We start from the raw sequence: 23,476 nt of genomic DNA on the forward strand, positions 1-23,476 counted from the left end.
TGGCCGGAGGTAGACGCCTCCGGCCAGCCAAATGCACTTAGGCGTCGCTTATCGTAATAGCGTTCACCTGTCCGGGTGCTGATGCGGTCACTTTGATCCCGTCAAGTTCTACGGAGATTGAACCGCTACCGTCGGAGTATTGGCAGTGTTTTGTGTGAACATCTTTGATGTGATCGCGGATGAAATCGCCTTTGGTATCGTTCTTTGCATCCGAATAGAAATCATAATTCGAAATACCAAGGCCGATGCCGTAACTGCCGCGGGGGATCTTCCTGACTAGCAGGGCAATCTGATGGAATGATCCGCCGCTGTTGCTGTTGAGGCGCAAGGATGTCTCAAACCCCATACCCCCACCGATCCCGTCGAGTTTCGCCGTCGTGCCAGCAGCATAGATCTGAAACAGGTCTTTTGCCTGCCACTTCTGAAGCTGCTCGTCCAATTCGCTGTCGGATGGATTGTTACCATAATGGACCTTGGCGGCGTTCATGAACTTTGTAAATTCATAGAAGTATCCAGGCAGCGTCACAGAGGGCGCTTGCACATAGTTTCCATGGTGGGTTTTGTACGATTTGAGGTCATACGAGTGGTGGGATTCGTTCGTTATTATTGCTCCGATTGAGCTTGAACCCGCATCGCGAACGGCGGTGGCAAGTTCATTGGCCGCTTGGGAGGCAGCAGTCGCGATAGCGCCGATAATGGCAGCGGTAATGGCTGGTTCTGGCATAGCAAAATTCCTATAAGTAATTGATAAAAAGTATTTTTAGAGTACGAAAAATGTGTTGCTCTAACACTTGGATATCAAGAAATGTGGTGATCGTCTGTGAAGCAGACCACACTCTTTAGTTGAATTTCGCTGAAGCATGACTGCGCGCAGCTTAGTACCGCTTTGGGAATTGAGACGCCCAAGTTCAAATAGAAAAAGGCCAGCGCGAACGCTGGCCCCGTAATACGTCAGTGTGTTTATGCCGCTTAAAGAACGGTAACTTTTGTCCCGATTGGTACGCGCTGGTACAGGTCTTTGACGTGGGCGTTCAGCATGCGGATACAACCGTTGGAGACCGAGCGTCCGATGGAACGGGGCGCTGTTGTGCCGTGGATGCGGAAATATGTGTCTTTGCCACCTTGGAAAAGGTAAAGCGCGCGTGCGCCTAGCGGGTTGCCCGGGCCGCCTGGTTGTGCGTCGGTGTTGCCCACGAAACGGGCATAGGCCTTCGGGTCACGCTCGATCATCTCGTTGGTAGGGCGCCATGTGGGCCATTCTTTTTTCACAGCGATAGTGGCGGAGCCTGTGAATTCCAGACCTGCTTTGCCTACACCCACGCCATACCGCATGGCTTTGCCGGGGGCGGTTACGAAATAGAGGTAATAGCTGCGCGGCAGGATCAGCAATTCGCCGACATTATAGCTTTTCTTGATGCGAACCTCTTGTGGGGTCGGGTCAAATACAGCGGTTTGTGCGGATACGAGTTGTGGCAGGGCAACAGCGGCAGATGTGCTGGCGATAAATGTACGGCGGCGCATGAATAGATCCTTTTGCAGCATGAGGTCCTCTCTACTGTCTCAAAAACGGAAACATTATCAAGCCGCATAAAGCAAAAACCGACCATCCGTTGCAGAATGGTCGGTCAAATCTTTGTGTTCTGCGGGGTGCAGCGGATTTCCGCGCGCCCGATCAGCAGAATTTATGCAAGCGCGATGTTTGTCGCAGACTCGCGGCCGTCACGGCCTGCTTCGATATCGAAGGTCACTTTCTGGTTGTCGGCCAGACCGGTCAGGCCTGCGCGCTCAACAGCAGAGATGTGCACGAAAACATCTTTGCTGCCACCATCGGGTGCGATAAAACCGAAGCCTTTTGTTGTGTTAAACCATTTTACGGTGCCAGTAGCCATTCCGTAGTCTCCTAAGTAGTATGCCATCCGCGGTAGTGCGATGGCCCGGCTTTGTCGGTCTGTAATCGAGAGACTGAACGCGAAAGCGGAGACAGTGGTCAGGATATAGATAACGTCTGCACGAGGAATATTGCATCGGTCCGGTAATATTTCAAGGGTATAGACCGTCGCAGGCAAAGAACGGCCACTGATGCTTGCGGATTTCAAATGGTCGCAGATCAGGGGCAAGATATTGCAAATAGTGCGAAATTAGCGGCTGACATGTTGGCTGATCCCTGGGAATAGTAGGGTAAGCTCGCGACGCGCAGTCTGCCTTTTAAGATTAGATTGCACAGTGTGCGGTTGCCTTTAGATGCGAATCCACCGATTTTTCAGCCGCTCATTCAGGCCTTCCGCAGGTATCGTAATGCGGGTTCTTTGAATAAAAATATTAGTTTGCTGCGTGTGTCTGCCACTGCGCTGCCGCAGAGCCGCCCAGATTGCCGTCGATATCTGGCGGTGATCATAGCGAGGGGTGGGTGATGCGTATTTTGGCAGTTGATGATGATCCTGTGATGTTGGACCTGTTGGGTACAGCACTGGAGCAGAGCGGGTTTGACGACATTACATTTGCCGCCACGGCCGAAGATGCGCTGGAACTGATTGATGTGGCGGCGGCACCATATGACATCTTTTTGCTGGATGTAATGTTACCCGGCACCAGCGGGATTGAAGTGTGTCGTACGGTGCGGACTTATCCGCGGTATCGTGCAACGCCTGTTTTGATGATCACGGGCAGCCGTGCGCGGGATATGATGACCCGTGCTTTCGAAGCTGGAGCCACTGATTTTGTGAGCAAGCCTTTTGACGCGCTGGAGTTGGTGACGCGCATAAAACTGGCTGCGATGCTGAACGATAGTATGCAGCGCGAGCAGATGAACGCAGCAGCGTTGGAAGAGTTGGGCCAGCTCACGGAAGTATCGTTCGATGAAAGGTTCGATCTGCCGAGTGGTGCAGGCGTGAAGGGGTTTTTAACCCTCGAGAACGAGCTGCTGCGCCGTGCGGATGCTTTATATGAAATGGTGCTGTTTACTGTCGAGATCGACAACGCGCTGGGGCTGTATCGTGGTAGCAGGCCCGCGCAGTTCCGCGCCAGTGTAGAGGCAGTGGGGCGGGCGCTAAGCAGTGAGATCGACACCGACAATACACGTTTCGCCTATGCAGGACGTGGCGATATGATCGGGGTGGCCCATACACATGCACAGATTGATCTGCGGGATCTGCAACGGCGCGCCAATCAGGCTTTGGCTGTAAACTGGGATAGTTTCGCATCCGGCCAACCCAAAGCGCCGACCCTTTCTGCCCGCCGGATCGACGGTCCGCCCGCGTGGTCAGGTAAGGCCGCAGCAGATGTGCTGCGCAGTTTTCAGGGCCGCGCTGATCTGACAGCGCAGGCGGACCCTTATGAGGTAGACGGGCTGTTTGAGCGGTTGTCGGTCAGAATTTCGGGGCAGTAAGGCGTTTCTTGGTCTTCTTGGCACGCGACACTATCGTCCAGCTGCGCCAGTTTTTCGCGCAACTGTGCTGCCTTTTGCAGTAGATTATTTGGCTTCATCGCTTCATTCGGGATGCAGCCTGTGTTTGTGGGGTCGATGGCTAAAGACACCCCTGAAACCGGCGGCGCTATGACGCCTTGGTGCAGTAATTGCGCCTGTATGCGCGCGGCCATATCGGTAGGGACTGCCAAGTGCCGTTTGAGCATGTCGATCGTGCAACGGTTGTGCGACCGAGCGATGATCTTGGCCGTGATCATATGGCGCGGCAGGATTGGTGCTGCAACAGCGGGCAATGCGGGGGCAGCGGCAAGTGCAGATAGGGCGCTGAGAAAGAAACGTCTGTTCATTGCGCCAACCTGGGCTGTCTGGCTCTGTTTGCAAATGGGTAAGTTGCCGTCAGCTTCCCCTTGGATGCGAAAGGGCGGCCAGTGGCCGCCCCCTGTTTGGGTAATAAAGCAATGTCAGGCGCTAGGGCCCAAACCGTCACTATTGACGTTCTAGCGCACAAATTTCTTGTGCTTGAGGCGCTTTGGCTCCAGTGCGTCTGCGCCAAGGCGGCGTTTCTTGTCTTCCTCATATTCTTCAAAGTTGCCTTCAAACCATTCCACATGGGCCTCGCCCTCGAAAGCGAGGATGTGGGTGCAGATACGGTCAAGGAAGAAACGGTCGTGCGAGATGACCACGGCGCAACCCGCAAAGTCGACAAGAGCGTCTTCGAGCGCGCGCAGGGTTTCGACGTCAAGATCGTTCGTCGGCTCATCGAGAAGCAGCACATTACCGCCTGATTTGAGCAGTCGCGCCATGTGGACGCGGTTACGCTCCCCGCCCGACAACAGGCCAACTTTTTTCTGCTGGTCGCCGCCTTTGAAATTGAACGACGAACAATAGGCGCGGGAGTTCACCTCGGCATCGCCTAGCTGGATAAGTTCTGCGCCGCCTGTGATGGCCTGCCAGACGTTATCATCGGGGTTCAAATCATCGCGCGACTGGTCAACGTAAGACAGCTGCACCGTATCGCCGACTTCGACTGTGCCTGAATCGGGTTCAATCTGCCCTGTGAGCATTTTGAACAGCGTGGATTTACCCGCTCCGTTGGGGCCGATCACGCCGACAATGCCACCGGGCGGCAGCGAAAATTCGAGGTTCTCGACCAGAAGCTTGTCGCCCATCGCTTTCGTCAAACCCTCGACGTCGATGACTTTGGAGCCGAGGCGCTGGCCGTTGGGAATGACGATCTGGGCGCGGGTCAGTTTCTCGCGCTCTGACTGGTCGGCCAACTCGTTATAGGATTTGATACGCGCTTTGGATTTGGACTGGCGTGCTTTTGCGCCTTGGCGCATCCACTCCAATTCGCGCTCAAGCGTTTTCTGTCGCGATTTGTCTTCGCGCGATTCCTGCGCCAGACGCTTGGCTTTGGATTCCAGCCAGTCGGAATAGTTACCCTCGTTCGGGATTCCGCGGCCACGGTCGAGTTCCAGAATCCAAGTGGTAATATCGTCGAGGAAATACCGGTCGTGGGTGACGATCAGGATCGTGCCTTTGTAGTTGATCAGGTGCTGTTGCAGCCATGCGATAGTTTCGGCGTCGAGGTGGTTGGTCGGCTCGTCCAACAGCAACATTTCAGGTGCTTCGAGCAACAGTTTGCACAGCGCCACGCGGCGCGCTTCACCACCTGACAGCTTGGAGATATCTGCATCATCGGGTGGGCAGCGCAGGGCCTCCATGCTCACGTCGATCTGACTGTCGAGATCCCAGAGGTTCTCGGCGTCGATCTGGTCTTGCAGGGCGGCCATCTCGTCGGCGGTTTCGTCAGAATAATTCATCGCCAGCTCGTTATAGCGGTCAAGGACCGCTTTTTTGCCAGCGACGCCCAGCATCACATTTTCGCGCACGGTCAGGCTTTCGTCCAGCTTTGGCTCCTGAGGAAGGTAGCCAACTTTGGCCCCTTCGGCCACCCACGCCTCGCCTGTGAAATCCTTGTCGATGCCCGCCATGATTTTCATCAGGGTGGATTTACCCGCACCGTTCACGCCTACGACCCCGATTTTAACGCCGGGGAGGAAGTTCAGGTGGATGTTCTCAAAGCATTTTTTGCCACCGGGATAGGTCTTGGATACCCCTTGCATGTGGTAGACATATTGATATGCGGCCATTGTGCGACTCCTCGTGCGTGTCAGGATTTGGTTTGCAATATCGGGCGAAGGGGGCAAGATCAACGGCACAAGGGAGCGCACGCATGGTTGGACGATTATTTGGCTTGGCCGCTGTGGTGTTGGGGCTGTGTGCCTGCACTGTCGGGGCGCGTCTGGCTGCGCCGCCCAATCTGTATCTTGATGGAACGAACTATCCTTCTGCGGCTGTGCCTGCAGCCCTGCGCACCGTGCGACCAGAGATATTCTATATTACCGATCGCGTGGCAGAGCGCGCTGATGGTGCTGTCACGGGCTATGGCCGCGCGCGGTCGCAGGCAATGGCATTCGGGGCGGCAACCGTGCAGTTCGGTGCCGACGACTGGGCCGATCTGGTTGCGCGGACCCACGTAGACAGGCGCGGCAGCATCAGCCGTCTTGATCTGGCGGGCGTGAATGAACGTGTTCGCTTTGACGCCGTACCGTTGCCATCGCGGCGAGCAGACGGTGCGCTGCGTGTCGAGGCGGCGGCGGCGCTAAGCTATGACCTTGGGCGGCTGGCGTTTCAGGCGCAAATGCGCGAACAGATTGCGCGTGCAGGGACGGGGCGGGTGTTGGTCTATGCCCACGGGGTGTCGAATGATTTTGGCAAGTCAATGACGACGCTTGCCAATTTGTGGCATTTTGCTGGGCGACGCAGTGTGCCTGTCGCCTTCAGCTGGCCAGCTGGTAATGGCGGCCCGCTGGGGTATTTCCGTGATCGCGCCTCGGGGGACTTCAGCGTGTATCATGCCAAGGAATTTCTGACCATGTTGGCGCAGATGCCCGAGGTAGAGGATATCGACATTGTGGCCCATTCGCGCGGCACTGATGTGATGGCGCAAGCCCTGCGCGAATTGATCATTTATCAACGCGGGCGTGGCGTGCCGCCGAAAATCGGGCTCAAGACAGGTACGCTGATCCTTGCGGCGGCTGATCTGGACACAGGCATTTTGCGCCAGCGGCTGCTGAGCGAGCGTTTCTCGGAAGCATTCGAGCAGGTAAATATCTACGTAAACCCTGATGATAGGGCACTGCGCCTGTCATCGTTTCTGACTAAATCCGCGCGGGTGGGTGCACTAAAACAGGATGACTTCACGCCGCAAGAAGTACAGCGATTGGCCAAGCAAGGGCTGATCCATTTCATTCGGGTTGAAGGAGCTGGCAGCGCTGACAGTCATTCGTATTTTCGTGCCAATCCCGCGGTTTTGTCGGATATCGTGTTGGCGCTGCGTACGCGTGCCTTTCCGGGTGGCACATTGCGCCCGCTCGATCAAGACGCCGATGGCATCTGGGTATTGCAGCCCAACTATCCGTTGGAGCGGTTGCCTGATCTGGAGTTTGTGACAGAGCGGTAAGGCGGGTTGGTTTGTGAAGCGCGCTTTTGCAGTCTAAAATTGTGGCAAAATGTAAAATTTGAAGTCTATTCGTCTGCATATTCTCTTATTAAGGGCAATTTGTCGCATTCGATCGTGCTAGCCTAAGAGTATTCGCAGTGCCGTCGATTCGGCCGGCAACGCGACAACCAGACCGCAGTGAATACGGTCGAGAACAGGGAATATAGATATGTCTGATACCACCCTCATTGTGGGGCTGGACGGATCGGACGCGGGTGCGCGCGCGTTGGATTTCGCCAAGTCTCGGGCCAAGCTGATCGGCGATTGCCGTATTGTGCTGGTCTATGTCATCGAATGGTCGCCTTTCAGCTTTCAAACGGCGGAAGAGAATGAAAAGCGCCATGCACGGCGCGAAGAAGAATTGAACCTCGCGCGCGAACGTGTCCTCGACCCTGCCGTGAAAGCCGCGACAGCCGAAGGATGCAGCGTAGAAGGGATTGTGAAGCATGGTGATGTTGCAGATATCCTCGAGAACCTCGCCAACAAGCACAAGGCAGCACAGATCATCGTAGGCCGCATGGGAGAGCGGAATATGAAAGAACGCCTGTTTGGCGGCGTTACAGGGCGGCTCGTGGCCGCATCAACCGTTCCGATTACGGTCATTCCATGAAGGGGCCTGATATGAAAAAGTTATTTACACACGGGATCGCCACCGCTGCTGCGCTGGGCCTTCCCACTCTAGCCGCCGCGCAAGAGGCGGTGTCTCTTGACCAGAAAGTAAACGATGTCTTTGCAGGCTCAACTGGTTGGTTTGTTAACCTGATCTTTATGAACCTGCCCGGAACGAGCTTTCCTTGGATCGTTTTGTGGTTGGTTGTGGCTGCGTCGATCTTTACGATCTATTTCGGCTTCATTCAGATCAAAGCGTTTGGCCATGCCATCAGCCTTGTGAAAGGTGACTACTCCGACCCCAACGACGCAGGCGAGGTAAGCCATTTTCAGGCGCTGACAACAGCGCTTTCGGGTACTGTCGGCCTTGGTAATATCGCAGGTGTTGCGGTTGCCATTGGCATCGGCGGTCCAGGGGCCACGTTCTGGATGATCGTTGCTGGCCTGTTGGGAATGGCGTCAAAGTTTACGGAATGTACGCTGGGTGTGAAGTACCGTAACGAATATCCAGACGGCACCGTTTCTGGTGGCCCGATGTATTATATGGTCAAAGGCTTCAAAGAGCGGAACCTGCCGGGCGGGAAAGTGCTGGCGGTGGTATTTGCGATCTTTACCATCGGCGGTGCGTTGGGCGGCGGGAACATGTTCCAAGCCAATCAGGCACATGCACAGATCACCCAGATCACGGGCGATTTCAGCGGCCTGATCACGGGCAGTATCTTTGCCGTAGTTGTATTTTTGGTGATTGTCGGCGGCATCAAATCCATCGCGAGCGTGACAGAGAAAGTCGTGCCGTTCATGGGTGTGATGTATGTCATCGCGGCGCTGATGATCCTGATCGTTAACTATGACCAGATCGGCTGGGCTTTCGGTCAAATCTTTGCTGGTGCGTTTACAGGCCTTGGTGTTGCTGGCGGGTTCGTTGGTGCGTTGATCCAAGGGTTCAAACGTGCTGCGTTTTCGAACGAAGCCGGTGTTGGTTCTGCTGCGATCGCACACTCTGCCGTGCGCACTAAAGAGCCTGTGACCGAGGGTGTTGTGTCGTTGCTGGAGCCATTCATTGATACGGTTGTGATTTGTACGATGACGGCACTGGTTATCACCATCTCCGGTGTTCTGGTCTGGGATCCGCAAACGGGTGCATACATGCTGAACGAAGCGGGCACGGCGATCCGGACGACGGACGGTTCGTCCGGTGTGGCGCTGACCTCCGCAGCATTTGCGAGCGGCTTTAGCTGGTTCCCTTATGTTTTGGCTATTGCGGTAATCCTGTTCGCTTTCTCCACCATGATTTCATGGAGCTACTATGGCTTGAAAGCGTGGACCTATCTCTTTGGTGAGGGCAAAACGACAGAGCTGATTTTCAAGCTGATCTTTTGCTTCTTCATCATCGTGGGTGCTGCGGCGCAGCTGGGTGCGGTCATCGACTTCTCTGATGCCATGATCTTTGCGATGGCAGTGGTCAATATCTCGGCGCTCTACTGCCTGATGCCCATCGTCAAGCGAGAGATGAACAGCTATTTCGACCGTCTGAAATCAGGCGAGATCGTCAAGCATAAGCACTAAGCGCACCTGACGCTGATTGACAATTGGCGGGTCATCCCGTCCTTTCGGCCCCTGAAGTACTTCGGGGGCCGATGCACGTTTTGCGACATGACATTCCATATGCGGCGGCTGGTCAGGCTATTGGCCTTTTGGGCGGCTCGTTTGATCCTGCCCATGCGGGACACGCCCATATCACGCGGGAGGCGCTCAAGCGGTTCGGGCTGGATCAGGTTTGGTGGTTGGTAAGCCCCGGTAATCCGTTGAAATCACACGGCCCTGCACCTATCGCTGACAGATTGGCCCAAGCGCGTGCTGTTATGGCCCATCCGCGTGTACGCGTGACTGCGATCGAGGCGCGGCTGGGCACCAGATATACGGCGCAGACGCTGCGGGGGCTTCAGCGGCTCTACCCTGCGCAACGGTTCGTATGGTTGATGGGTGCGGATAATCTGGCGCAGTTCCACCTTTGGCAAGACTGGCAGGACATCGCGCAGCGTGTGCCACTGGGAATTATCGCACGCCCCGGCCAGCGGATATCAGCACGGATGAGCAGGGCAGCAACCCTTTATGCACCCTACCGTATTGCGGGGCAGAGCAGCCGCCAACTGGCACATGCAGATGCCCCCGCATGGTGTTTTATAAATGTGCCTATGATGGATGTCTCATCCTCTGCCATTCGCGCCGCAGGCGGATGGTCAGCGCAGACGCGCTGACGCAAGACCTGCCGCGAGGATCACAATCAGGCCTGTCCAAGTCCAGACATCGGGCAGATCGCCAAATAATATCCAGCCAAACCCTACTGCTGCGACAAGCTGGAAATAGACCAGCGGGGCCAGCCGTGTGGCAGGTGCCAAAACTTAGGCATAAAGCAATAGAAGGTTTCCAAGCATCGAGCAAAGCGCCGAAGTAGTGGTAAGCACAGCAACAGCGGGCGAAAAGGCGGGCATGTTGGCCAGACCAAAAGGCAGCAAAAGCAGCGCCGCGATAACGAGCTGTGTAAACGTCAACGCGAGCGGCGTGCCGAGACCACCCAGCCAGCGCGACATCGTTAGAAATATCCCGTAGCATGTACCCGCAGTCATGGCCCATAAGACGCCCGTGCTGGCCCCCATGCCGGGCCGTACCACAATCAATACGCCGATAAAGCCCATGATAATCAATGCCGAACGCATTCTGGTCACGGGTTCACGCAGAAAAATCACGGCCAGCACATAGCTGATGAGCGGCCCGATGAAGAAAGCGGCAAAGACCGTGGCAAGCTCTTCTACCTGCAGGGCCATCTGGATGCTGCTGATCCCACAGGCCAGCACGCCAGCGCGCAGCCAAATGCGCCAATCGCGTAAAAGGGTCCACGCGCTGCGGGGGACAAACGGCAGTATCAGAAGCGTTCCTACGAGGAATCGCGACCACGCGACAAAAATAGGTGCTGTTGCATAAGAGCTGGTGAGCAGTTTCCCCGCGCTATCCCCTGCGGGAATAAGCGACATCGCCAAAAACATGATCAGGACCGCACGTTGCATGGATTGGGCGCTATCATGCTGTGCAAATGGATGGAATGTGATTTATGGGAGCTTGTGACCAATGTCGGAATTAGGTTAACCCTAAGCTATGGAAAGCACACTCTCACGACGGTTTTTTCTGGGATCGGCAGCGGCCGCTGGCCTGTTGGGCGCGCCTGCCGCATTTGCGTCTCCGCCGACGGCATCTCTCAGGCCTGTCTTGCGCGGGGAAGATTTTTTCAAACGCGCGGTCCGAAATGTCGATGAAATTCTCGCAGAGGCAAAGCTGACTGGCAAAGTATCATTTGCGGTGAGCGATTTGGCCACATCCAAGGGTCTTGAGGCGCAGGATGCTACTACGGGCCGCCCCCCCGCGAGCGTGACAAAAGCCATCACGGCGCTTTATGCATTGGACGCGCTGGGCGCAGAGCACCGGTTCGAGACGCAGTTGATGGCGACGGGCGGCGTTACTAACGGCGAGATCAACGGTGATCTCATCCTTGTGGGGGGCAGTGACCCCACGCTTGATACCGATACTTTGGCCCGCATGGCGGCCAATCTGAAAGAAGCAGGCATCACCGGTGTCAAAGGCGGGTTTCGGATTTTCGAGGCAGGGCTGCCCGTGTTGCCGCGCATCGACCCCAAGCAACCCGATCAGGTGGGATACAACCCCGGTGTGTCGGGCCTCGCGCTTAATTACAACCGTGTCCATTTTGAGTGGAAACGCGCGAATGGAAAATATGCTGTAACGATGGAAGGGCGCACCGAGAAATACCGCCCTGCCGTGCGCATGGCTGTGATGCGCATCCGTGACCGCGCCAGCCCCGTCTATACCTACGAGAGCAGTGGTGGAGTGGATGCCTGGACTGTAGCCCGCGGTGCCTTGGGGCGCGGCGGTTCGCGGTGGTTGCCTGTGCGCAAACCCGGCTTGTACGCTGGCGAAGTTTTTCAAAGCCTTGCAGGCTCTCACGGTATCCGCCTTGGCGCACCAAAACCGATCGAAAGTTTGCCCGCAGGCGAAATTCTAGTGCGCCACCAGAGCCAGAACCTGCGGCGTATTCTGCGGGACATGCTGAAATGGTCCACCAATCTTACGGCTGAAATGATGGGCCTTGCTGCGACGGCTGCGCAGGGGGGCAAGCCCGATAGTCTGCAAGCGTCGGCAGAAGCGATGAATGAATGGGCCCGTGCAAATCTGGGGATGAAGACGGTTGCGATGGTCGATCATTCAGGTCTGGGTGATGATAGCCGCGTGACGGCACAGGACATGGTGACAGCGCTGGTGGCGGTGCACAAAACAGGCTTGCGCGATATTCTGAAACCGATCGCAATGCGCGATGACAAACGTAAAGTGATACCGGATCATCCGATCAAAGTTGATGCCAAAACTGGTACACTGAATTTTGTGTCTTCGCTCGCGGGATACCTGACAGGCCCTGACGGCTCGGAGATGGCGTTCGCAATCTTTGCAGCTGATGAGGGGATTCGCGCCACGCTTTCGCGCGCCGAGCGCGAAGGACCGCCCGGTGGTGTCGCGTGGAACCGACGTGCAAAGCGTATGCAGCAACAATTGATAGAACGCTGGGGGGTGCTTTACGGCGCCTGATCCTCGGTTCTTTTCGACCTAACCCAACTGGGTTGGGCCCCTGCAACAGAATCCAAATAACACTCAGGTCAGATGGCGCGCCCGCGCGCCGCGCTCGATGGCTGCGGCATGCAGACGGTCGATTTCCAGCTCATAGCGGATTTCTTCAAGAAGTCGCAGCTCCGTTTCCTCTAGGGTGCCGTCGGCGGCTGCGACATCACAAGCCAGCGCATAGGCTGTCTCGTTCAGGCGGTGGGGCAGGGCCTCTTTAATGAGGCCAAACAGAGCGTCCAGCCCGTCTTCTTGTTCAAACAGGTCGAACACCATCTGGCTCACTGTCTTGATCCGGTCCAGATCAAAGTCGGCAAAGATCGGCAGCAGGTTCACGGCGGCCTGTATCTTGATCAATTCGGTTGTGCCGATATCCTCGTCGGAGGCGGAAACAGCGATCATCACGGCCACAAGACAGTCTTGGGCGCTCAGCGCGAGGGAGGGGTTGTTGGGCATGGGGGCATTCCTTTGCGCGCTTCGGTTGTGGTGCAGATTATTGACGGCAGCACCCTTGCGCAATAGATGAAGCCCAGCGGTGCAACATGGTGCCGCGCATTTATTTTCGGGAAGTTTGATATGTCTGAGATGCGGGATGCAGCAATGCAGAGCAAAGCGTGGCCCTTTGAAGAAGCGCGCCGCCTGCTCAAACGTTATCAGGGTAAAGCGCCCGAGAAGGGATATGTGTTGTTCGAGACGGGGTATGGTCCGTCGGGTTTGCCGCATATTGGCACCTTTGGTGAGGTGGCGCGTACCACGATGATCCGCCGTGCTTTTGAAGCGATCAGCGACATTCCAACGCGTCTGGTGTGTTTTTCCGATGATCTGGACGGGATGCGCAAAGTGCCAAGCAATGTGCCTAACCCCGAGGTTTTGACACAGCATTTGCAGCGCCCGTTGACCTCGGTGCCCGATCCGTTCGGAGAGTTCGAGAGCTTTGGCCATCACAATAACGCCATGCTGCGTAGGTTCCTCGACACGTTCGGGTTCGAGTATGAGTTTATCTCGGCCACGGAATTTTATCGCACGGGTCAGTTTGATGAAATTCTGATGCGCGCCGCCGAGAAGTACGACGAGATCATGGCGGTCATGTTGAAATCCCTGCGCGAAGAGCGGCGTCAGACCTATTCGATCTTTTTGCCCATCCACCCCGAAAGCGGGCGTGTGATGTATGTGCCGATGAAAAAGGTCGATGCAAAAGCGGGTACGATCACGTTCGATACCGAAGATGGGGAAGAAATGACTTTGCCCGTAACAGGTGGCAACGTGAAGTTGCAGTGGAAGCCGGATTTTGGCGCACGCTGGGCCGCTTTGGGTGTCGATTTCGAGATGTATGGCAAGGACCACAGCACTAATACGCCGATTTACGACTCAATCTGCCGTATCTTGGGCGCACGCGCGCCTGAGCATTTTAGTTATGAGTTGTTTTTGGATCAGGACGGTCACAAGATTTCCAAGACGTCGGGCAATGGCCTTTCGATTGACGAGTGGTTGACCTACGCCAGCTCGGAATCGCTTTCATATTTTATGTATCTAAAGCCCAAGACCGCAAAGCGCATGTATTTCGACGTGATTCCGAAGGCTGTGGATGAATACCATCAACAGCTGCGTGCTTATGAGACGCAAGACCTCAAGGCGCAGCTGAACAACCCCGTTTGGCACATCCACGGGGGCGATGTGCCGAAATCGGATATGGTGGTACCTTTCTCGATGTTGCTGAACCTTGCATCGGTTTCTTCTGCTGAGGACAAGGCGCAGTTGTGGGGCTTTATCCAACGCTACGCACCCGACGCCACGCCCGAGACAAACCCTAGTATGGATGCAGCAGCAGGGTATGCCGTGCGCTATTACAATGACTTTGTGAAGCCTGCCAAAACCTTCCGCACGCCCAGTGATCTCGAGCGGGAGGCATTGGAAGACCTGCGCGCGCGCCTGGCGGTCTGGGACGGAGGGCTGGATGCAGAGGCGTTGCAGTCTGAGGTTTTTGCCTGTGGTCGTGAACGGTTCGATCCGCTGCGCGACTGGTTCACAGCACTGTACGAAGTGTTGCTGGGGGCATCCCAGGGGCCACGGTTTGGCGGCTTCATCGCACTATATGGTGTGGACGAAACCATTGCGCTGATTGATGCAGCCCTTGCAGGTAAGCTGACAGACTAAGCGATTTCTTGCCCTTTGGCCGTTGCGGTATAGGTTTTATTGCAACGGTAAAGTGGGAGAATGCGATGAACAGGTTTGTTATGGCGGCAGTTCTTGTCGCCGCAGGTGCGCTGGGCGCACAGGCGCAGGACGCGGATATTCGCGGTACAATCAACCAGCAATTCGAAGCTTTCAAGCTGGACGATTTTGCGACAGCATTCACATTTGCCAGCCCGTCGTTGCAGAATTTCTTTCAGACGCCCGAAAATTTTGGCCGAATGGTTACGCAAGGCTATCCGATGGTGTGGCGGCCCGCGCAGGTCGATTATTTGGAACTGCGCCAGGAGGGCAGCACTTATTGGCAAAAAGTGCAGATCACCGATGTGGACGGGCGTCTGCATTATCTTGAATACCGCATGCAGCAAACCCCCGAAGGCTGGCGGATCAACGGGGTGCAGATCCTCGACGCACCAGGTGCATCTGTCTGAGTGTGCAACGGCACCGTCACGGTGGTATAGTCCGCCCTTAACCTCGTGTTGATATTTCCCGATGCTTGTCCGGCAGTTGCGCCGGAGACGCGCGAAAGGGATATATATGAGCACGGCAATCAACAGCCTCAATCAACTGACACCTGCCCCCTATTCTGAAGGGTTGGCGGCATACTCAAGCGGGGACGGCACACCCGGATCGCCAAGCTATGCCACAAGCGGCAACGGCGCTTATGTGCCGGCAGATCAGGATTTTGGCGGTGCGCTGGAAATCCTCAAGACCGACAGCACGCAGCGCCTGCGCTATACTGGCCAGACCCCAATTGTGCCGGGATGCTATCTGCAGATTAAAGTGCGGCTGAAAGCGGTGAGTGGTAATCTGCCCTCGGTGCGGATTGCGGCCTACGCGGCGCAATCCAATGGAAACGCGGTGGCCGGTGTTGTGACGCAGGGTCCGACGACGGCGCTCACGACCTATGGCGAAGTGGTGGAAGTGAGTGCGATCGTCGGAATTGGCAACCGTGCTGGCGTTGATATGGTCTGGGGGGTTAACGCGGACTACGGGCATTTCGGAATCGATCTGATTGGCCAAAACGGCGGCGTGGTGCGCGTCGATGATATTGAGATCAACGATGTCTCGGCTCTGTTTCTCGGTGATATTGTCGCGACGATTGATGTGCGCGATTATGGCGCTATCGGTGACGGTGTGACCGACGATACTGCCGCTTTTGAGGCCGCGAACAGTGCAGCAAACGATCGTACGGTGTTGATACCAGCGGGGACGTTCCGCCTGAATGGCAACGTGACCTTTGATACCCCTACAAAATTCGAAGGCACGGTGAGCATGCCCACCGATGCGATCTTGCTGCTGCGTCAGAACTTTGATCTGCCCAATTATATTCAGGCTTTTGACAACGAAGAACTGGCTTTTCGTAAGGCATTTCAAGCGTTGCTGAACAACTCCGACCATGAATCACTGGATTTAGGCGGGCGTAAGGTCGCTTTGACGGGGCCGATCGACATGCAGGCAGCGGTGGCAAATCGTACGCGCTATGAGACACGGCGGGCGATTCACAACGGGCAGCTGATCGCGCTCACGGGTGGTGATTGGGCCACTACCAGCGTGACCGCAAGAGCTACGTATAGTGCCAACAATCCGCGGACCCTGACCAATGTGGCGAATATTGCGAATATTCCGATCGGCAGTCATGTGGCCGGCGCGGGTGTTGGCCGCGAAATCTACGTGCGGGGAAAGAACGTCGCGCGGGGTGAACTGACGTTGAACGGCCCGCTTTATGATGCTGAAGGCACCCAGAACTTTGTCTTCAGCCGTTTCAAATACATGCTGGATTTCAGCGGGTTCGACGTATTTGCCAAATTCATCATCCACAACGTTGAATTTCAGTGCCAAGAGCTGTGCAGCGGCATAATGCTGGCTGGGGCAGGTACTATTTTCACCATCCGCGACTGCTTTATCACCACGCCGAAGGATCGGGGGATTACCTCGATGGGGGGCGGGTGTCAGGGGATGTTCATCGAACGCTGCCAATTCCTGTCGGCCGAGAATGATTTGCCTGTCTCGCAGCGTAGTACAATCGCACTGAACGTGAACGCCAATGATGTGAAGTTGCGCAATTGCAGGGCCGAGCGTTTCCGCCACTTTGCAGTGATGACGGGGCAAAACCATCTGATCGTTGGGAACCACTTTTTTCAAGGTGATACAATTAATGGCGGCATTCGATCGGCGGGTGTTGTGTTGGCGGAGGCCTATGCGTCGTGCGTCTTCAGCCAGAACTATGTGGATAACGCATTTTTTGAATGGACCAATGAACGCGATCCAAGCCCAGCGTTCTCGGGTGGTTTTTCGTTCAGTTCGCTTGATATCACCAGCAATGTGTTTTTGTCCGGCGCTGTGGCGACGAGCTTTAGTTATCTGGTGGTCAAGCCATACGGGGCGGGGCACTTTATCAATGGCTTGAATGTATCGGGCAACCGCTTTCGCAGCATCAACGGTTTTGTGGAGCGGGTGGAGCGGGTGGACACCAGTTTTGGCGATCTGAACTACACGCGCATGCGCAATGTGCGGTTTGAGGGCAACTCCTTCCATGGGGTCAGCAGACCTGTCGCCAACCCGCATTTGATCGAGTTTCAGCAAAACGCGGATGCACAGACTTGGGTGGTCCCTACAGGACCGGGGCTGCCGTTTGAGGCGCGCTCGCTAAGTGTGGATGCAGTGGTTGTTCGGGGCGGGGTGCGTAACGGGGCCAACGCGTTGAATTATGATAACCCGTTCGTGCGAGCCCAACAGGGCCCCACAGCCGATCAAGTGCATGTCGTTTGGTCAGAGCCGGTTCGTGGCAAGATTGCCGTGACCGTGCGAATGGACAATGATGTGGTCTAGAATCAAGGGCTTCGGCGGAAACGCCGGAGCCATCCCTAGAATTCCCGCCAGATGCCGATCTTGAGCGCGCTATTGCCGAGATCGCCGATTTGGCTTTCTGATCCGATCTGCACGCGGAATTTTGCATCCCGCGGTGTAAATACAACGGAAGGGGCGATGGTGGCGATGCCTTTGCCATCTACATGCGCGGTATACAGTTGCAGTATACCAGAAGTTACATCAGAGAAATTGACGCCAATCGTTGTGTCAATTTTGGTGACATGCAGCTCGTGGGTAAGGTCCCACACGATAGCGCCTTCCACTGTTACCCAGCCTGATTTCTCGCCCCACGTCATGCCGCGCCCCCATGTGAGGCCAGTTCTGATGTGGGGCAGGGTTTCATCGCCGATCCAGCCGACGCCTGCCCCGATTTCATAGGCGAGTTTTGAGGGCCTGTCGGGGGACCCGATCGCGCGTCTGAATGATAACGTGATATAGCCGCCGTCTGGCGAATTCTGGAGGCGGGCCATACCGATATCCGCGACCAAAGTAGTCTTGTCTGTCAGGCCATACTCCAGAAATGTCGTTGCAGCGGTTTCGAGATTATAGGTTGATGCGAAAGAAACGGCGCTGAATGTGCTGCCTTTTTCGCGTAGCCAAGGCCCGGCAAGGGCGGACTGTGCAAGACAGAGACAAATCAAAACGGGGATGAGGCGGTATAACACGTGGGGCAAAACTCCTGCCCCTATTCTTGATTAATACCAGTTAATAAACAGTTACTGAACAACGCAGAAAGGCCCAGACAGATGTCTGGACCTTTCGAATAATGTGCTGTTGATTATGCGCGCACGGTGCCTCCACGTGGACCGGCAATCAGCCAGACGATAAAACCAGCGATTGGGAACAGCACAATCCCGAGGGTCCAGAGAATTTTCCGGATGCCGGAAATGGGTGCAGTGAACACCTGAAAGATCGCGTAAATGCTTGCCACCAAGACCAGTGCGCCGATGAGACCATATTCCATTTCAATTCTCCTTGTTTATCTCTTTGTCACGGTCTCAACTGATATCTGCTGTGATTGGTTCCGACTTTTTTCACAATACGGCGCGAGGATGACCAATGAAAATAATGCTTGATGGCTCGAACATCCTCTTCTGGCGTGGGGAACAGGCGCAATTGGAATTGCCGAAGGAGGTTGCACGTGCGCTTGTCTCGCGCAGGTTTGAGCCGGTTCTCTACTTTGATCACAGCATAAAACAGTACGCAGAGCAGGAATATCTCGATGATCTGCTCCATCTAGTCGACGTTGTTGTTGCGCCACGCGGCACGCCCGCAGACAAGCTGCTTTTGGAACGCGCCCAGCAAGGGCGCGTTCAGATCGTGAGTAATGATCGGTTTCGTGATTGGCGCAGTCACCATCCGCGACTGCGCGGCGATTGGCTGGTCACAGGCTCCATTAAAAAAGGCGGGCGGGTCAGTTTCTCCAAAAAACTTCGACCCGCCCCGCTATAGCATCAACGCCCGCGTCGTTTGACACCGCCGCGCATGCCGCCACGGCCCATGGTGCTGCGGCCTGATTTGGTCTTGGCATCATCGACCGCTTTGTCGACGGCGTATTGGCGTGCCATCGGATCGTCAGCGATTGTGAGGTCGACAGTCTCAAGGCGTTTGACCTCATCGCGCAGACGCGCAGCCTCTTCGAACTCTAGGTTCTCGGCGGCTTTACGCATGTCGGTGCGCAGACCTTCCAGCACAGTCTGCAGGTTGCCGCCCGCCAGTGGATTGTCGATCTTGGCCGTGACGCGGTTCATATCTACATCGCCTTTGTAGAGGCCTGCCAGAATATCTTCGACGTTCTTTTTCACTGTTGTCGGTGTGATTCCGTGCTCTTCGTTATATGCCAGCTGCTTGGCGCGGCGACGCTCGGTTTCGCCCATGGCGCGTTCCATGCTGCCTGTAATGCGGTCGGCATACATGATTACACGGCCCTCAGAGTTACGCGCCGCACGACCAATGGTCTGGATCAGGGAGGTCTCCGAGCGCAGGAACCCTTCTTTGTCAGCATCTAGAATAGCGACAAGACCACATTCGGGAATGTCCAAGCCTTCGCGCAGCAGGTTAATGCCGATCAGAACATCAAAGGCGCCAAGACGCAGATCACGCAGAATCTCGATCCGCTCGATTGTGTCGATATCGCTATGCATATAGCGCACGCGGATGCCCTGCTCGTGCATGTATTCGGTCAAGTCCTCGGCCATGCGTTTGGTCAGCGTGGTGCAAAGCGTGCGCATGCCATCGGCCGCAACCTTGCGCACTTCGTCCAGCAGATCGTCTACCTGCATCTCTACAGGGCGGATTTCGATGACTGGATCAATCAGGCCGGTAGGGCGGATAATCTGTTCGGTGAATACGCCACCTGCCTGCTCAAGCTCCCATGCTGCCGGTGTTGCCGAGACAAACACCGACTGAGGGCGCATGGCGTCCCATTCCTCGAACTTGAGCGGGCGGTTATCCATGCAAGACGGCAGGCGGAAGCCGTGTTCGGCCAGCGTCATCTTGCGCCTGAAGTCGCCCTTATACATACCACCGATCTGCGGTACGGAAACGTGGCTTTCGTCTGCAAAGACGATTGCATTATCAGGGATGAATTCGAAAAGGGTCGGGGGTGGCTCACCTGGCGCGCGACCCGTGAGGTAGCGAGAATAGTTCTCGATCCCGTTACAGACACCGGTTGCCTCCAGCATTTCCAGATCAAAGTTGCAGCGTTGCTCAAGGCGCTGGGCCTCCAGCAGTTTGCCTTCGCCTACCAACTGATCCAGCCGCATGCGCAGCTCTTTCTTTATGCCGATCACGGCCTGGTTCATGGTTGGTTTGGGTGTGACGTAGTGAGAGTTCGCATAAATGCGGATCTGTTCCATCATGCCGGTCTTTTCGCCCGTCAGGGGATCAAATTCGGTGATGCTCTCCAATTCCTCGCCAAAGAAACTCAACCGCCATGCGCGATCATCAAGGTGGGCTGGAAATATCTCAAGACTGTCGCCTCGCACACGGAAGGTCCCCCGCTGGAACGCCGCATCGTTGCGTTTGTAGGCTTGGGCGACCAGATCAGCGATGACCTGGCGCTGGTCATAAGAGGTGCCGACTTTCAAATCCTGCGTCATGGCGCCGTAGGTCTCAACCGAGCCGATACCATAGATACAAGACACCGAAGCGATGATGATTACATCGTCCCGCTCCAGCAGCGACCGCGTGGCGGAGTGGCGCATACGGTCGATCTGCTCGTTGATCTGGCTTTCTTTCTCAATGAAAGTGTCCGAGCGGGCGACATAGGCTTCGGGCTGGTAATAATCGTAGTAGCTGACGAAATACTCGACGGCGTTGTCAGGGAAGAAGCCCTTGAATTCTCCATACAGCTGCGCGGCGAGTGTCTTGTTCGGCGCAAGGATGATCGCAGGGCGCTGTGTCTCTTCGATCATCTTGGCCATGGTAAAGGTTTTGCCCGTCCCGGTGGCCCCCAGCAGCACCTGATCTCGCTCGCCATTGCGGATACCCTCGGACAGTTCCTTGATGGCAGTGGGCTGATCGCCTGCGGGCTCGAACTCGGTCTTGAGCACGAAAGTTTTGCCGCCCTCCAGCTTGGGGCGGGTGCGTACATTTTCCGCCGGATTGGCGAGGTATGCTTCGGTCGCATCGGATTTGTCGGTTTGGGCGTAGGGCATCGGGGCAGTCTCCGGTCTGGCTGTCCTTATAAGTGTCATGTTTTGGCGGGGTATCAAGGTCGCATTGGATGTTCACATGTCAATAACTGTCAGCAGCACGCACCCTTGATCCAAACGCACGAGCATGCCATATCCACACAGCAATCAGACGGAGAGACCCGATGCGCGCGAGAATCTATCAGCCAGCCCGTACTGCCATGTCTTCTGGCACGGCAAAGACGCACAAATGGGTGCTGGAATTTGCGCCAGCCGAGGCACGCGAAGTGGACCCGCTGATGGGTTGGACGTCCTCCGCCGATACACAAAGTCAGGTTCGCCTTCAGTTCGCGACGAAAGAAGCGGCTGTTGAATATGCGGCAGAGCATGGAATTGATGCACAGGTGCAAGACCCTAACCGCCGCAAGCCTAACATCCGCGCTGGCGGCTACGGCGAGAATTTCGCAACAGGTCGTCGCGGTGCGTGGACGCACTGACGGTATTTCGCCGCTTTAGGTCGTAACGTCACGAACCCAAACAATGCTTGCGATCTGTGCTGAATTGGAACACCAAAACTGTAATGGTTTTTGTTTCATGCGAGGATGCGCAAATGGCTGTCACGATTAACCCCGCCGATTTTACCAATCTCGCGATTGATCCGCAGGACGATGGCGTCTGGATCGTTACGCTGAACCGTCCGACAAAGCGCAATGCGCTGGATATCGACACGATTGAAGAACTGGTCACGTTTTTTTCCGCGGCGCCGCGCGCGGGTGTACGTGCAGTAGTGCTGGCCGGGGCAGGGGATCACTTCTGCGCAGGCCTTGATCTGATCGAGCACCATGACGAAGACCGAAGCCCTGCTGATTTCATGCATGTTTGTCTGCGCTGGCACGAAGCCTTCAACAAGATGGAATATGGTGGTGTGCCCGTTATTGCGGCTTTGCAAGGTGCTGTTGTTGGTGGGGGGCTTGAGCTTGCCAGTTCAGCGCACATACGCGTCATGGACCAGACTGCTTATTTCGCATTGCCCGAAGGGCAGCGTGGGTTGTTCACCGGCGGTGGTGCTACAATCCGTGTGACAGATCTGGTTGGTAAGTCGCGGATGATAGACATGATGCTGACGGGGCGCGTGTATCAAGGACAAGAGGCAGTCGATCTGGGATTGGCGCAATACATTACCGATGGCTCCAGTTACGACATGGCCTTGGATGTCGCGCGCAAGGCTGCGCAAAACCTGCCGCTGTCCAACTTTGCGATCTGTTCTGCCGTCAGTCACATGCAAAACATGTCGGCGATGGATGCAGCCTATGCCGAGGCAGTCGTTGCAGGTGTTGTGAATACCCAGCCTGATGCGCGCGCGCGTCTTGCTGCCTTCGCCGACAAAAGCGCTGCACGCGTGCGTCCAAACGAATAGCGAAAAGGGCTAGTACTGCGCTTTGGGCGCTCTACCTCTGTCAGACAATAGTCTGGCAGAAAGGACGCCCATGGCCCAGCCCCCGCGCAACAACCTGAGCATTTATGACGAGGTCGCCGAAAACTGGTGGTCTGACGATATACGCTGGGTCCGAACACTCAAAAACATGGTGCCGGGACGGCTTGGATATTTCGACCGATTGGTATCTTGGCAGGGTAAGGCAGTTCTTGATTTGGGATGTGCGGGGGGCTTTATGGCTGAAGCCATCGAAGATCGCGGTGCGCATGTTACCGGAATTGATCCTGCCAAAGATGCAATCGCTGCAGCACGCAGTCATGTCGGAGCGCGAGACATTACATATGATGTCGGCGTAGGAGAGGCGCTGCCTTACACCGACGGCCAATTTGACATCGTGGTTTGTGTGGATGTCCTCGAGCATGTTTCTGACTTGGCAAAAGTACTGAAAGAAGTTGCGAGGGTATTGGTTCCGGGCGGTACGTTCTTGTTTGACACGATTAACCGCAATCCGATCTCACGCCTTGCTACGATAACAGTAGCGGAAGACATTCTTCGACTGCTGCCCAAGGGTACACATGACCCCGCGATGTTTATCAAACCAAGTGAACTGGTAGAGGGTCTGGAGCAGGCTGGGTTCGCCGTTGGGAAGCTGACAGGACTCGGACCAGTAGGGCTCACACTGCGTGGAGATCTGAAGTTCGGGCGGCTGCCGCTGAAAGCAGTCATATATATGGGAAGTGCAACGAAGGCAGCGCGCTAGATTCGCGCCCGATTCCGCCAAATGGTGGAGCGAGTCGCGCATTCGTGGGGGCAAACCGCGCATAGGGGTGCTCAAATTTCAGTCAAACAGCAAATTTCGGGCCTCCGATCGCGCTAACACAAGAAAAATCGTTTGGTGTGAAACACGATTTGGGCCATAAAACATTGGGGTTCGGAGCGTTCATGGCTTCGGCAGTTTGGCATTTTCTACCTTTTGGTCAGAATATCGCCAAAAATCTGCTTGCGGGTTCTGGGAAGTAACACTAGAACCCCCCTTACCGGAGACGCAGAGATGCAGACCTGGGGCA

The 23,476-nt window shown here is 55.7% G+C and carries 22 protein-coding genes and 1 pseudogene; 13 read left to right on the forward strand and 10 right to left on the reverse strand.

Annotated features, from left to right (window positions below):
• Nucleotides 1-37 precede the first annotated feature (37 nt).
• The 3 genes from Q0903_RS17985 to Q0903_RS17995 form a co-directional block, all read right to left on the reverse strand.
• Nucleotides 38-724 (reverse strand): hypothetical protein, encoded by a 687-nt coding sequence (locus tag Q0903_RS17985; protein ID WP_299031059.1) that lies wholly within the window; start codon nucleotides 722-724, stop codon nucleotides 38-40.
• Between the two features lie 245 nt (nucleotides 725-969).
• A complete protein-coding gene (locus Q0903_RS17990; RefSeq protein ID WP_299031057.1) occupies nucleotides 970-1,521 on the reverse strand; it encodes a L,D-transpeptidase in 552 nt (183 codons plus the stop codon).
• 161 nt (nucleotides 1,522-1,682) lie between these two features.
• Nucleotides 1,683-1,889: a cold-shock protein gene (locus Q0903_RS17995; protein ID WP_007117950.1), complete on the reverse strand. Its 207-nt coding sequence runs from the start codon at nucleotides 1,887-1,889 to the stop codon at nucleotides 1,683-1,685.
• Between the two features lie 521 nt (nucleotides 1,890-2,410).
• On the opposite strand from Q0903_RS17995, the gene Q0903_RS18000 reads away from it, so the two are divergent.
• Nucleotides 2,411-3,385 carry a response regulator gene (locus Q0903_RS18000; RefSeq protein WP_299417580.1) on the forward strand — a complete coding sequence of 325 codons (975 nt, stop codon included), beginning with the start codon at nucleotides 2,411-2,413 and terminating at the stop codon, nucleotides 3,383-3,385.
• On the opposite strand, the gene Q0903_RS18005 is transcribed toward Q0903_RS18000, so the two are convergent.
• Both Q0903_RS18005 and ettA read right to left on the reverse strand, forming a co-directional pair.
• Nucleotides 3,331-3,771: a hypothetical protein gene (locus Q0903_RS18005; protein WP_299417582.1), complete on the reverse strand. Its 441-nt coding sequence runs from the start codon at nucleotides 3,769-3,771 to the stop codon at nucleotides 3,331-3,333. The genes Q0903_RS18000 and Q0903_RS18005 overlap by 55 nt on opposite strands.
• Nucleotides 3,772-3,921: 150 nt before the next feature.
• Nucleotides 3,922-5,577 carry an energy-dependent translational throttle protein EttA gene (gene ettA, locus Q0903_RS18010; RefSeq protein ID WP_299031052.1) on the reverse strand — a complete coding sequence of 552 codons (1,656 nt, stop codon included), beginning with the start codon at nucleotides 5,575-5,577 and terminating at the stop codon, nucleotides 3,922-3,924.
• 83 nt (nucleotides 5,578-5,660) lie between these two features.
• Between ettA and Q0903_RS18015 the strand changes: the two genes are divergently transcribed.
• From Q0903_RS18015 to Q0903_RS18030, 4 genes are all read left to right on the forward strand, one after another.
• Complete coding sequence (locus Q0903_RS18015) at nucleotides 5,661-6,950, forward strand: alpha/beta hydrolase (protein ID WP_299417584.1); 1,290 nt, start codon at nucleotides 5,661-5,663, stop codon at nucleotides 6,948-6,950.
• 208 nt (nucleotides 6,951-7,158) lie between these two features.
• Entirely contained in the window at nucleotides 7,159-7,599 is a 441-nt protein-coding gene (locus Q0903_RS18020; RefSeq protein WP_299031047.1) for a universal stress protein, read from the forward strand.
• 11 nt (nucleotides 7,600-7,610) lie between these two features.
• Nucleotides 7,611-9,164 (forward strand): alanine/glycine:cation symporter family protein, encoded by a 1,554-nt coding sequence (locus Q0903_RS18025; protein ID WP_299417586.1) that lies wholly within the window; start codon nucleotides 7,611-7,613, stop codon nucleotides 9,162-9,164.
• 71 nt (nucleotides 9,165-9,235) lie between these two features.
• Nucleotides 9,236-9,856, forward strand: coding sequence for a nicotinate-nucleotide adenylyltransferase (locus Q0903_RS18030; RefSeq protein ID WP_299417588.1), 621 nt, complete (start codon nucleotides 9,236-9,238; stop codon nucleotides 9,854-9,856).
• Here the strand turns inward: Q0903_RS18030 and Q0903_RS18035 are convergent.
• Nucleotides 9,839-10,663, reverse strand: a pseudogene (locus Q0903_RS18035) (DMT family transporter). The gene Q0903_RS18030 and the pseudogene Q0903_RS18035 overlap by 18 nt on opposite strands.
• An 88-nt stretch (nucleotides 10,664-10,751) precedes the next feature.
• Between Q0903_RS18035 and dacB the strand changes: the two are divergent.
• The gene (dacB, locus tag Q0903_RS18040; protein WP_299417590.1) at nucleotides 10,752-12,248 is read left to right on the forward strand and encodes a D-alanyl-D-alanine carboxypeptidase/D-alanyl-D-alanine-endopeptidase; all 1,497 of its coding nucleotides are present in this window, start codon (nucleotides 10,752-10,754) and stop codon (nucleotides 12,246-12,248) included.
• Nucleotides 12,249-12,311: 63 nt separating this feature from the next.
• On the opposite strand, the gene Q0903_RS18045 is transcribed toward dacB, so the two are convergent.
• Entirely contained in the window at nucleotides 12,312-12,734 is a 423-nt protein-coding gene (locus Q0903_RS18045; RefSeq protein WP_299031037.1) for a tellurite resistance TerB family protein, read from the reverse strand.
• A gap of 120 nt (nucleotides 12,735-12,854) precedes the next feature.
• On the opposite strand from Q0903_RS18045, the gene Q0903_RS18050 reads away from it, so the two are divergent.
• The 3 genes from Q0903_RS18050 (at nucleotide 12,855) to Q0903_RS18060 (ending at nucleotide 17,300) form a co-directional block, all read left to right on the forward strand.
• Entirely contained in the window at nucleotides 12,855-14,432 is a 1,578-nt protein-coding gene (locus Q0903_RS18050; RefSeq protein ID WP_299417593.1) for a lysine--tRNA ligase, read from the forward strand.
• A 65-nt stretch (nucleotides 14,433-14,497) separates the two neighbouring features.
• A complete protein-coding gene (locus Q0903_RS18055) occupies nucleotides 14,498-14,899 on the forward strand; it encodes a DUF4864 domain-containing protein (protein WP_299417595.1) in 402 nt (133 codons plus the stop codon).
• 106 nt (nucleotides 14,900-15,005) lie between these two features.
• Nucleotides 15,006-17,300, forward strand: coding sequence for a glycosyl hydrolase family 28-related protein (locus Q0903_RS18060; RefSeq protein ID WP_299417597.1), 2,295 nt, complete (start codon nucleotides 15,006-15,008; stop codon nucleotides 17,298-17,300).
• 35 nt (nucleotides 17,301-17,335) lie between these two features.
• On the opposite strand, the gene Q0903_RS18065 is transcribed toward Q0903_RS18060, so the two are convergent.
• Both Q0903_RS18065 and Q0903_RS18070 read right to left on the reverse strand, forming a co-directional pair.
• Nucleotides 17,336-18,004, reverse strand: coding sequence for a hypothetical protein (locus Q0903_RS18065; protein ID WP_299417599.1), 669 nt, complete (start codon nucleotides 18,002-18,004; stop codon nucleotides 17,336-17,338).
• Nucleotides 18,005-18,117: 113 nt separating this feature from the next.
• Nucleotides 18,118-18,303, reverse strand: a complete 186-nt coding sequence (locus tag Q0903_RS18070) for a PLDc N-terminal domain-containing protein (protein WP_299031029.1) — start codon at nucleotides 18,301-18,303, stop codon at nucleotides 18,118-18,120.
• A gap of 95 nt (nucleotides 18,304-18,398) precedes the next feature.
• Here Q0903_RS18070 and Q0903_RS18075 point away from each other — a divergent pair, with 95 nt between their 5' ends.
• On the forward strand, nucleotides 18,399-18,791 hold the full coding sequence (locus Q0903_RS18075; RefSeq protein WP_299417601.1) for a hypothetical protein: 393 nt from the start codon (nucleotides 18,399-18,401) through the stop codon (nucleotides 18,789-18,791).
• A 2-nt stretch (nucleotides 18,792-18,793) separates the two neighbouring features.
• Here the strand turns inward: Q0903_RS18075 and uvrB are convergent, their stop codons facing one another.
• Entirely contained in the window at nucleotides 18,794-20,998 is a 2,205-nt protein-coding gene (gene uvrB, locus Q0903_RS18080) for an excinuclease ABC subunit UvrB (RefSeq protein ID WP_299417603.1), read from the reverse strand.
• 161 nt (nucleotides 20,999-21,159) lie between these two features.
• Here uvrB and Q0903_RS18085 point away from each other — a divergent pair, with 161 nt between their 5' ends.
• The 3 genes from Q0903_RS18085 (at nucleotide 21,160) to ubiG (ending at nucleotide 23,169) form a co-directional block, all read left to right on the forward strand.
• Nucleotides 21,160-21,471, forward strand: a complete 312-nt coding sequence (locus tag Q0903_RS18085; RefSeq protein WP_299031025.1) for an ETC complex I subunit — start codon at nucleotides 21,160-21,162, stop codon at nucleotides 21,469-21,471.
• Nucleotides 21,472-21,584: 113 nt separating this feature from the next.
• Nucleotides 21,585-22,391 (forward strand): crotonase/enoyl-CoA hydratase family protein, encoded by an 807-nt coding sequence (locus Q0903_RS18090; RefSeq protein ID WP_299031023.1) that lies wholly within the window; start codon nucleotides 21,585-21,587, stop codon nucleotides 22,389-22,391.
• A gap of 70 nt (nucleotides 22,392-22,461) precedes the next feature.
• Nucleotides 22,462-23,169, forward strand: a complete 708-nt coding sequence (ubiG, locus tag Q0903_RS18095) for a bifunctional 2-polyprenyl-6-hydroxyphenol methylase/3-demethylubiquinol 3-O-methyltransferase UbiG (RefSeq protein ID WP_299417605.1) — start codon at nucleotides 22,462-22,464, stop codon at nucleotides 23,167-23,169.
• The last annotated feature ends 307 nt before the right edge of the window (nucleotides 23,170-23,476 follow it).

It is taken from the genome of uncultured Sulfitobacter sp. (assembly GCF_947502895.1).
GTDB lineage: Bacteria > Pseudomonadota > Alphaproteobacteria > Rhodobacterales > Rhodobacteraceae > Sulfitobacter.

Bases quoted from the DNA above. Each gene is read 5' to 3' on its own strand.
- Q0903_RS17985 (WP_299031059.1), bottom strand. From the start codon at position 724: ATGCCAGAACCAGCCATTACCGCTGCCATTATCGGCGCTATCGCGACT.
- Q0903_RS17990 (WP_299031057.1), bottom strand. From the start codon at position 1,521: ATGCGCCGCCGTACATTTATCGCCAGCACATCTGCCGCTGTTGCCCTG.
- Q0903_RS17995 (WP_007117950.1), bottom strand. From the start codon at position 1,889: ATGGCTACTGGCACCGTAAAATGGTTTAACACAACAAAAGGCTTCGGT.
- Q0903_RS18000 (WP_299417580.1), top strand. From the start codon at position 2,411: ATGCGTATTTTGGCAGTTGATGATGATCCTGTGATGTTGGACCTGTTG.
- Q0903_RS18005 (WP_299417582.1), bottom strand. From the start codon at position 3,771: ATGAACAGACGTTTCTTTCTCAGCGCCCTATCTGCACTTGCCGCTGCC.
- ettA (WP_299031052.1), bottom strand. From the start codon at position 5,577: ATGGCCGCATATCAATATGTCTACCACATGCAAGGGGTATCCAAGACC.
- Q0903_RS18015 (WP_299417584.1), top strand. From the start codon at position 5,661: ATGGTTGGACGATTATTTGGCTTGGCCGCTGTGGTGTTGGGGCTGTGT.
- Q0903_RS18020 (WP_299031047.1), top strand. From the start codon at position 7,159: ATGTCTGATACCACCCTCATTGTGGGGCTGGACGGATCGGACGCGGGT.
- Q0903_RS18025 (WP_299417586.1), top strand. From the start codon at position 7,611: ATGAAAAAGTTATTTACACACGGGATCGCCACCGCTGCTGCGCTGGGC.
- Q0903_RS18030 (WP_299417588.1), top strand. From the start codon at position 9,236: ATGCACGTTTTGCGACATGACATTCCATATGCGGCGGCTGGTCAGGCT.
- dacB (WP_299417590.1), top strand. From the start codon at position 10,752: ATGGAAAGCACACTCTCACGACGGTTTTTTCTGGGATCGGCAGCGGCC.
- Q0903_RS18045 (WP_299031037.1), bottom strand. From the start codon at position 12,734: ATGCCCAACAACCCCTCCCTCGCGCTGAGCGCCCAAGACTGTCTTGTG.
- Q0903_RS18050 (WP_299417593.1), top strand. From the start codon at position 12,855: ATGTCTGAGATGCGGGATGCAGCAATGCAGAGCAAAGCGTGGCCCTTT.
- Q0903_RS18055 (WP_299417595.1), top strand. From the start codon at position 14,498: ATGAACAGGTTTGTTATGGCGGCAGTTCTTGTCGCCGCAGGTGCGCTG.
- Q0903_RS18060 (WP_299417597.1), top strand. From the start codon at position 15,006: ATGAGCACGGCAATCAACAGCCTCAATCAACTGACACCTGCCCCCTAT.
- Q0903_RS18070 (WP_299031029.1), bottom strand. From the start codon at position 18,303: ATGGAATATGGTCTCATCGGCGCACTGGTCTTGGTGGCAAGCATTTAC.
- Q0903_RS18075 (WP_299417601.1), top strand. From the start codon at position 18,399: ATGAAAATAATGCTTGATGGCTCGAACATCCTCTTCTGGCGTGGGGAA.
- uvrB (WP_299417603.1), bottom strand. From the start codon at position 20,998: ATGCCCTACGCCCAAACCGACAAATCCGATGCGACCGAAGCATACCTC.
- Q0903_RS18085 (WP_299031025.1), top strand. From the start codon at position 21,160: ATGCGCGCGAGAATCTATCAGCCAGCCCGTACTGCCATGTCTTCTGGC.
- Q0903_RS18090 (WP_299031023.1), top strand. From the start codon at position 21,585: ATGGCTGTCACGATTAACCCCGCCGATTTTACCAATCTCGCGATTGAT.
- ubiG (WP_299417605.1), top strand. From the start codon at position 22,462: ATGGCCCAGCCCCCGCGCAACAACCTGAGCATTTATGACGAGGTCGCC.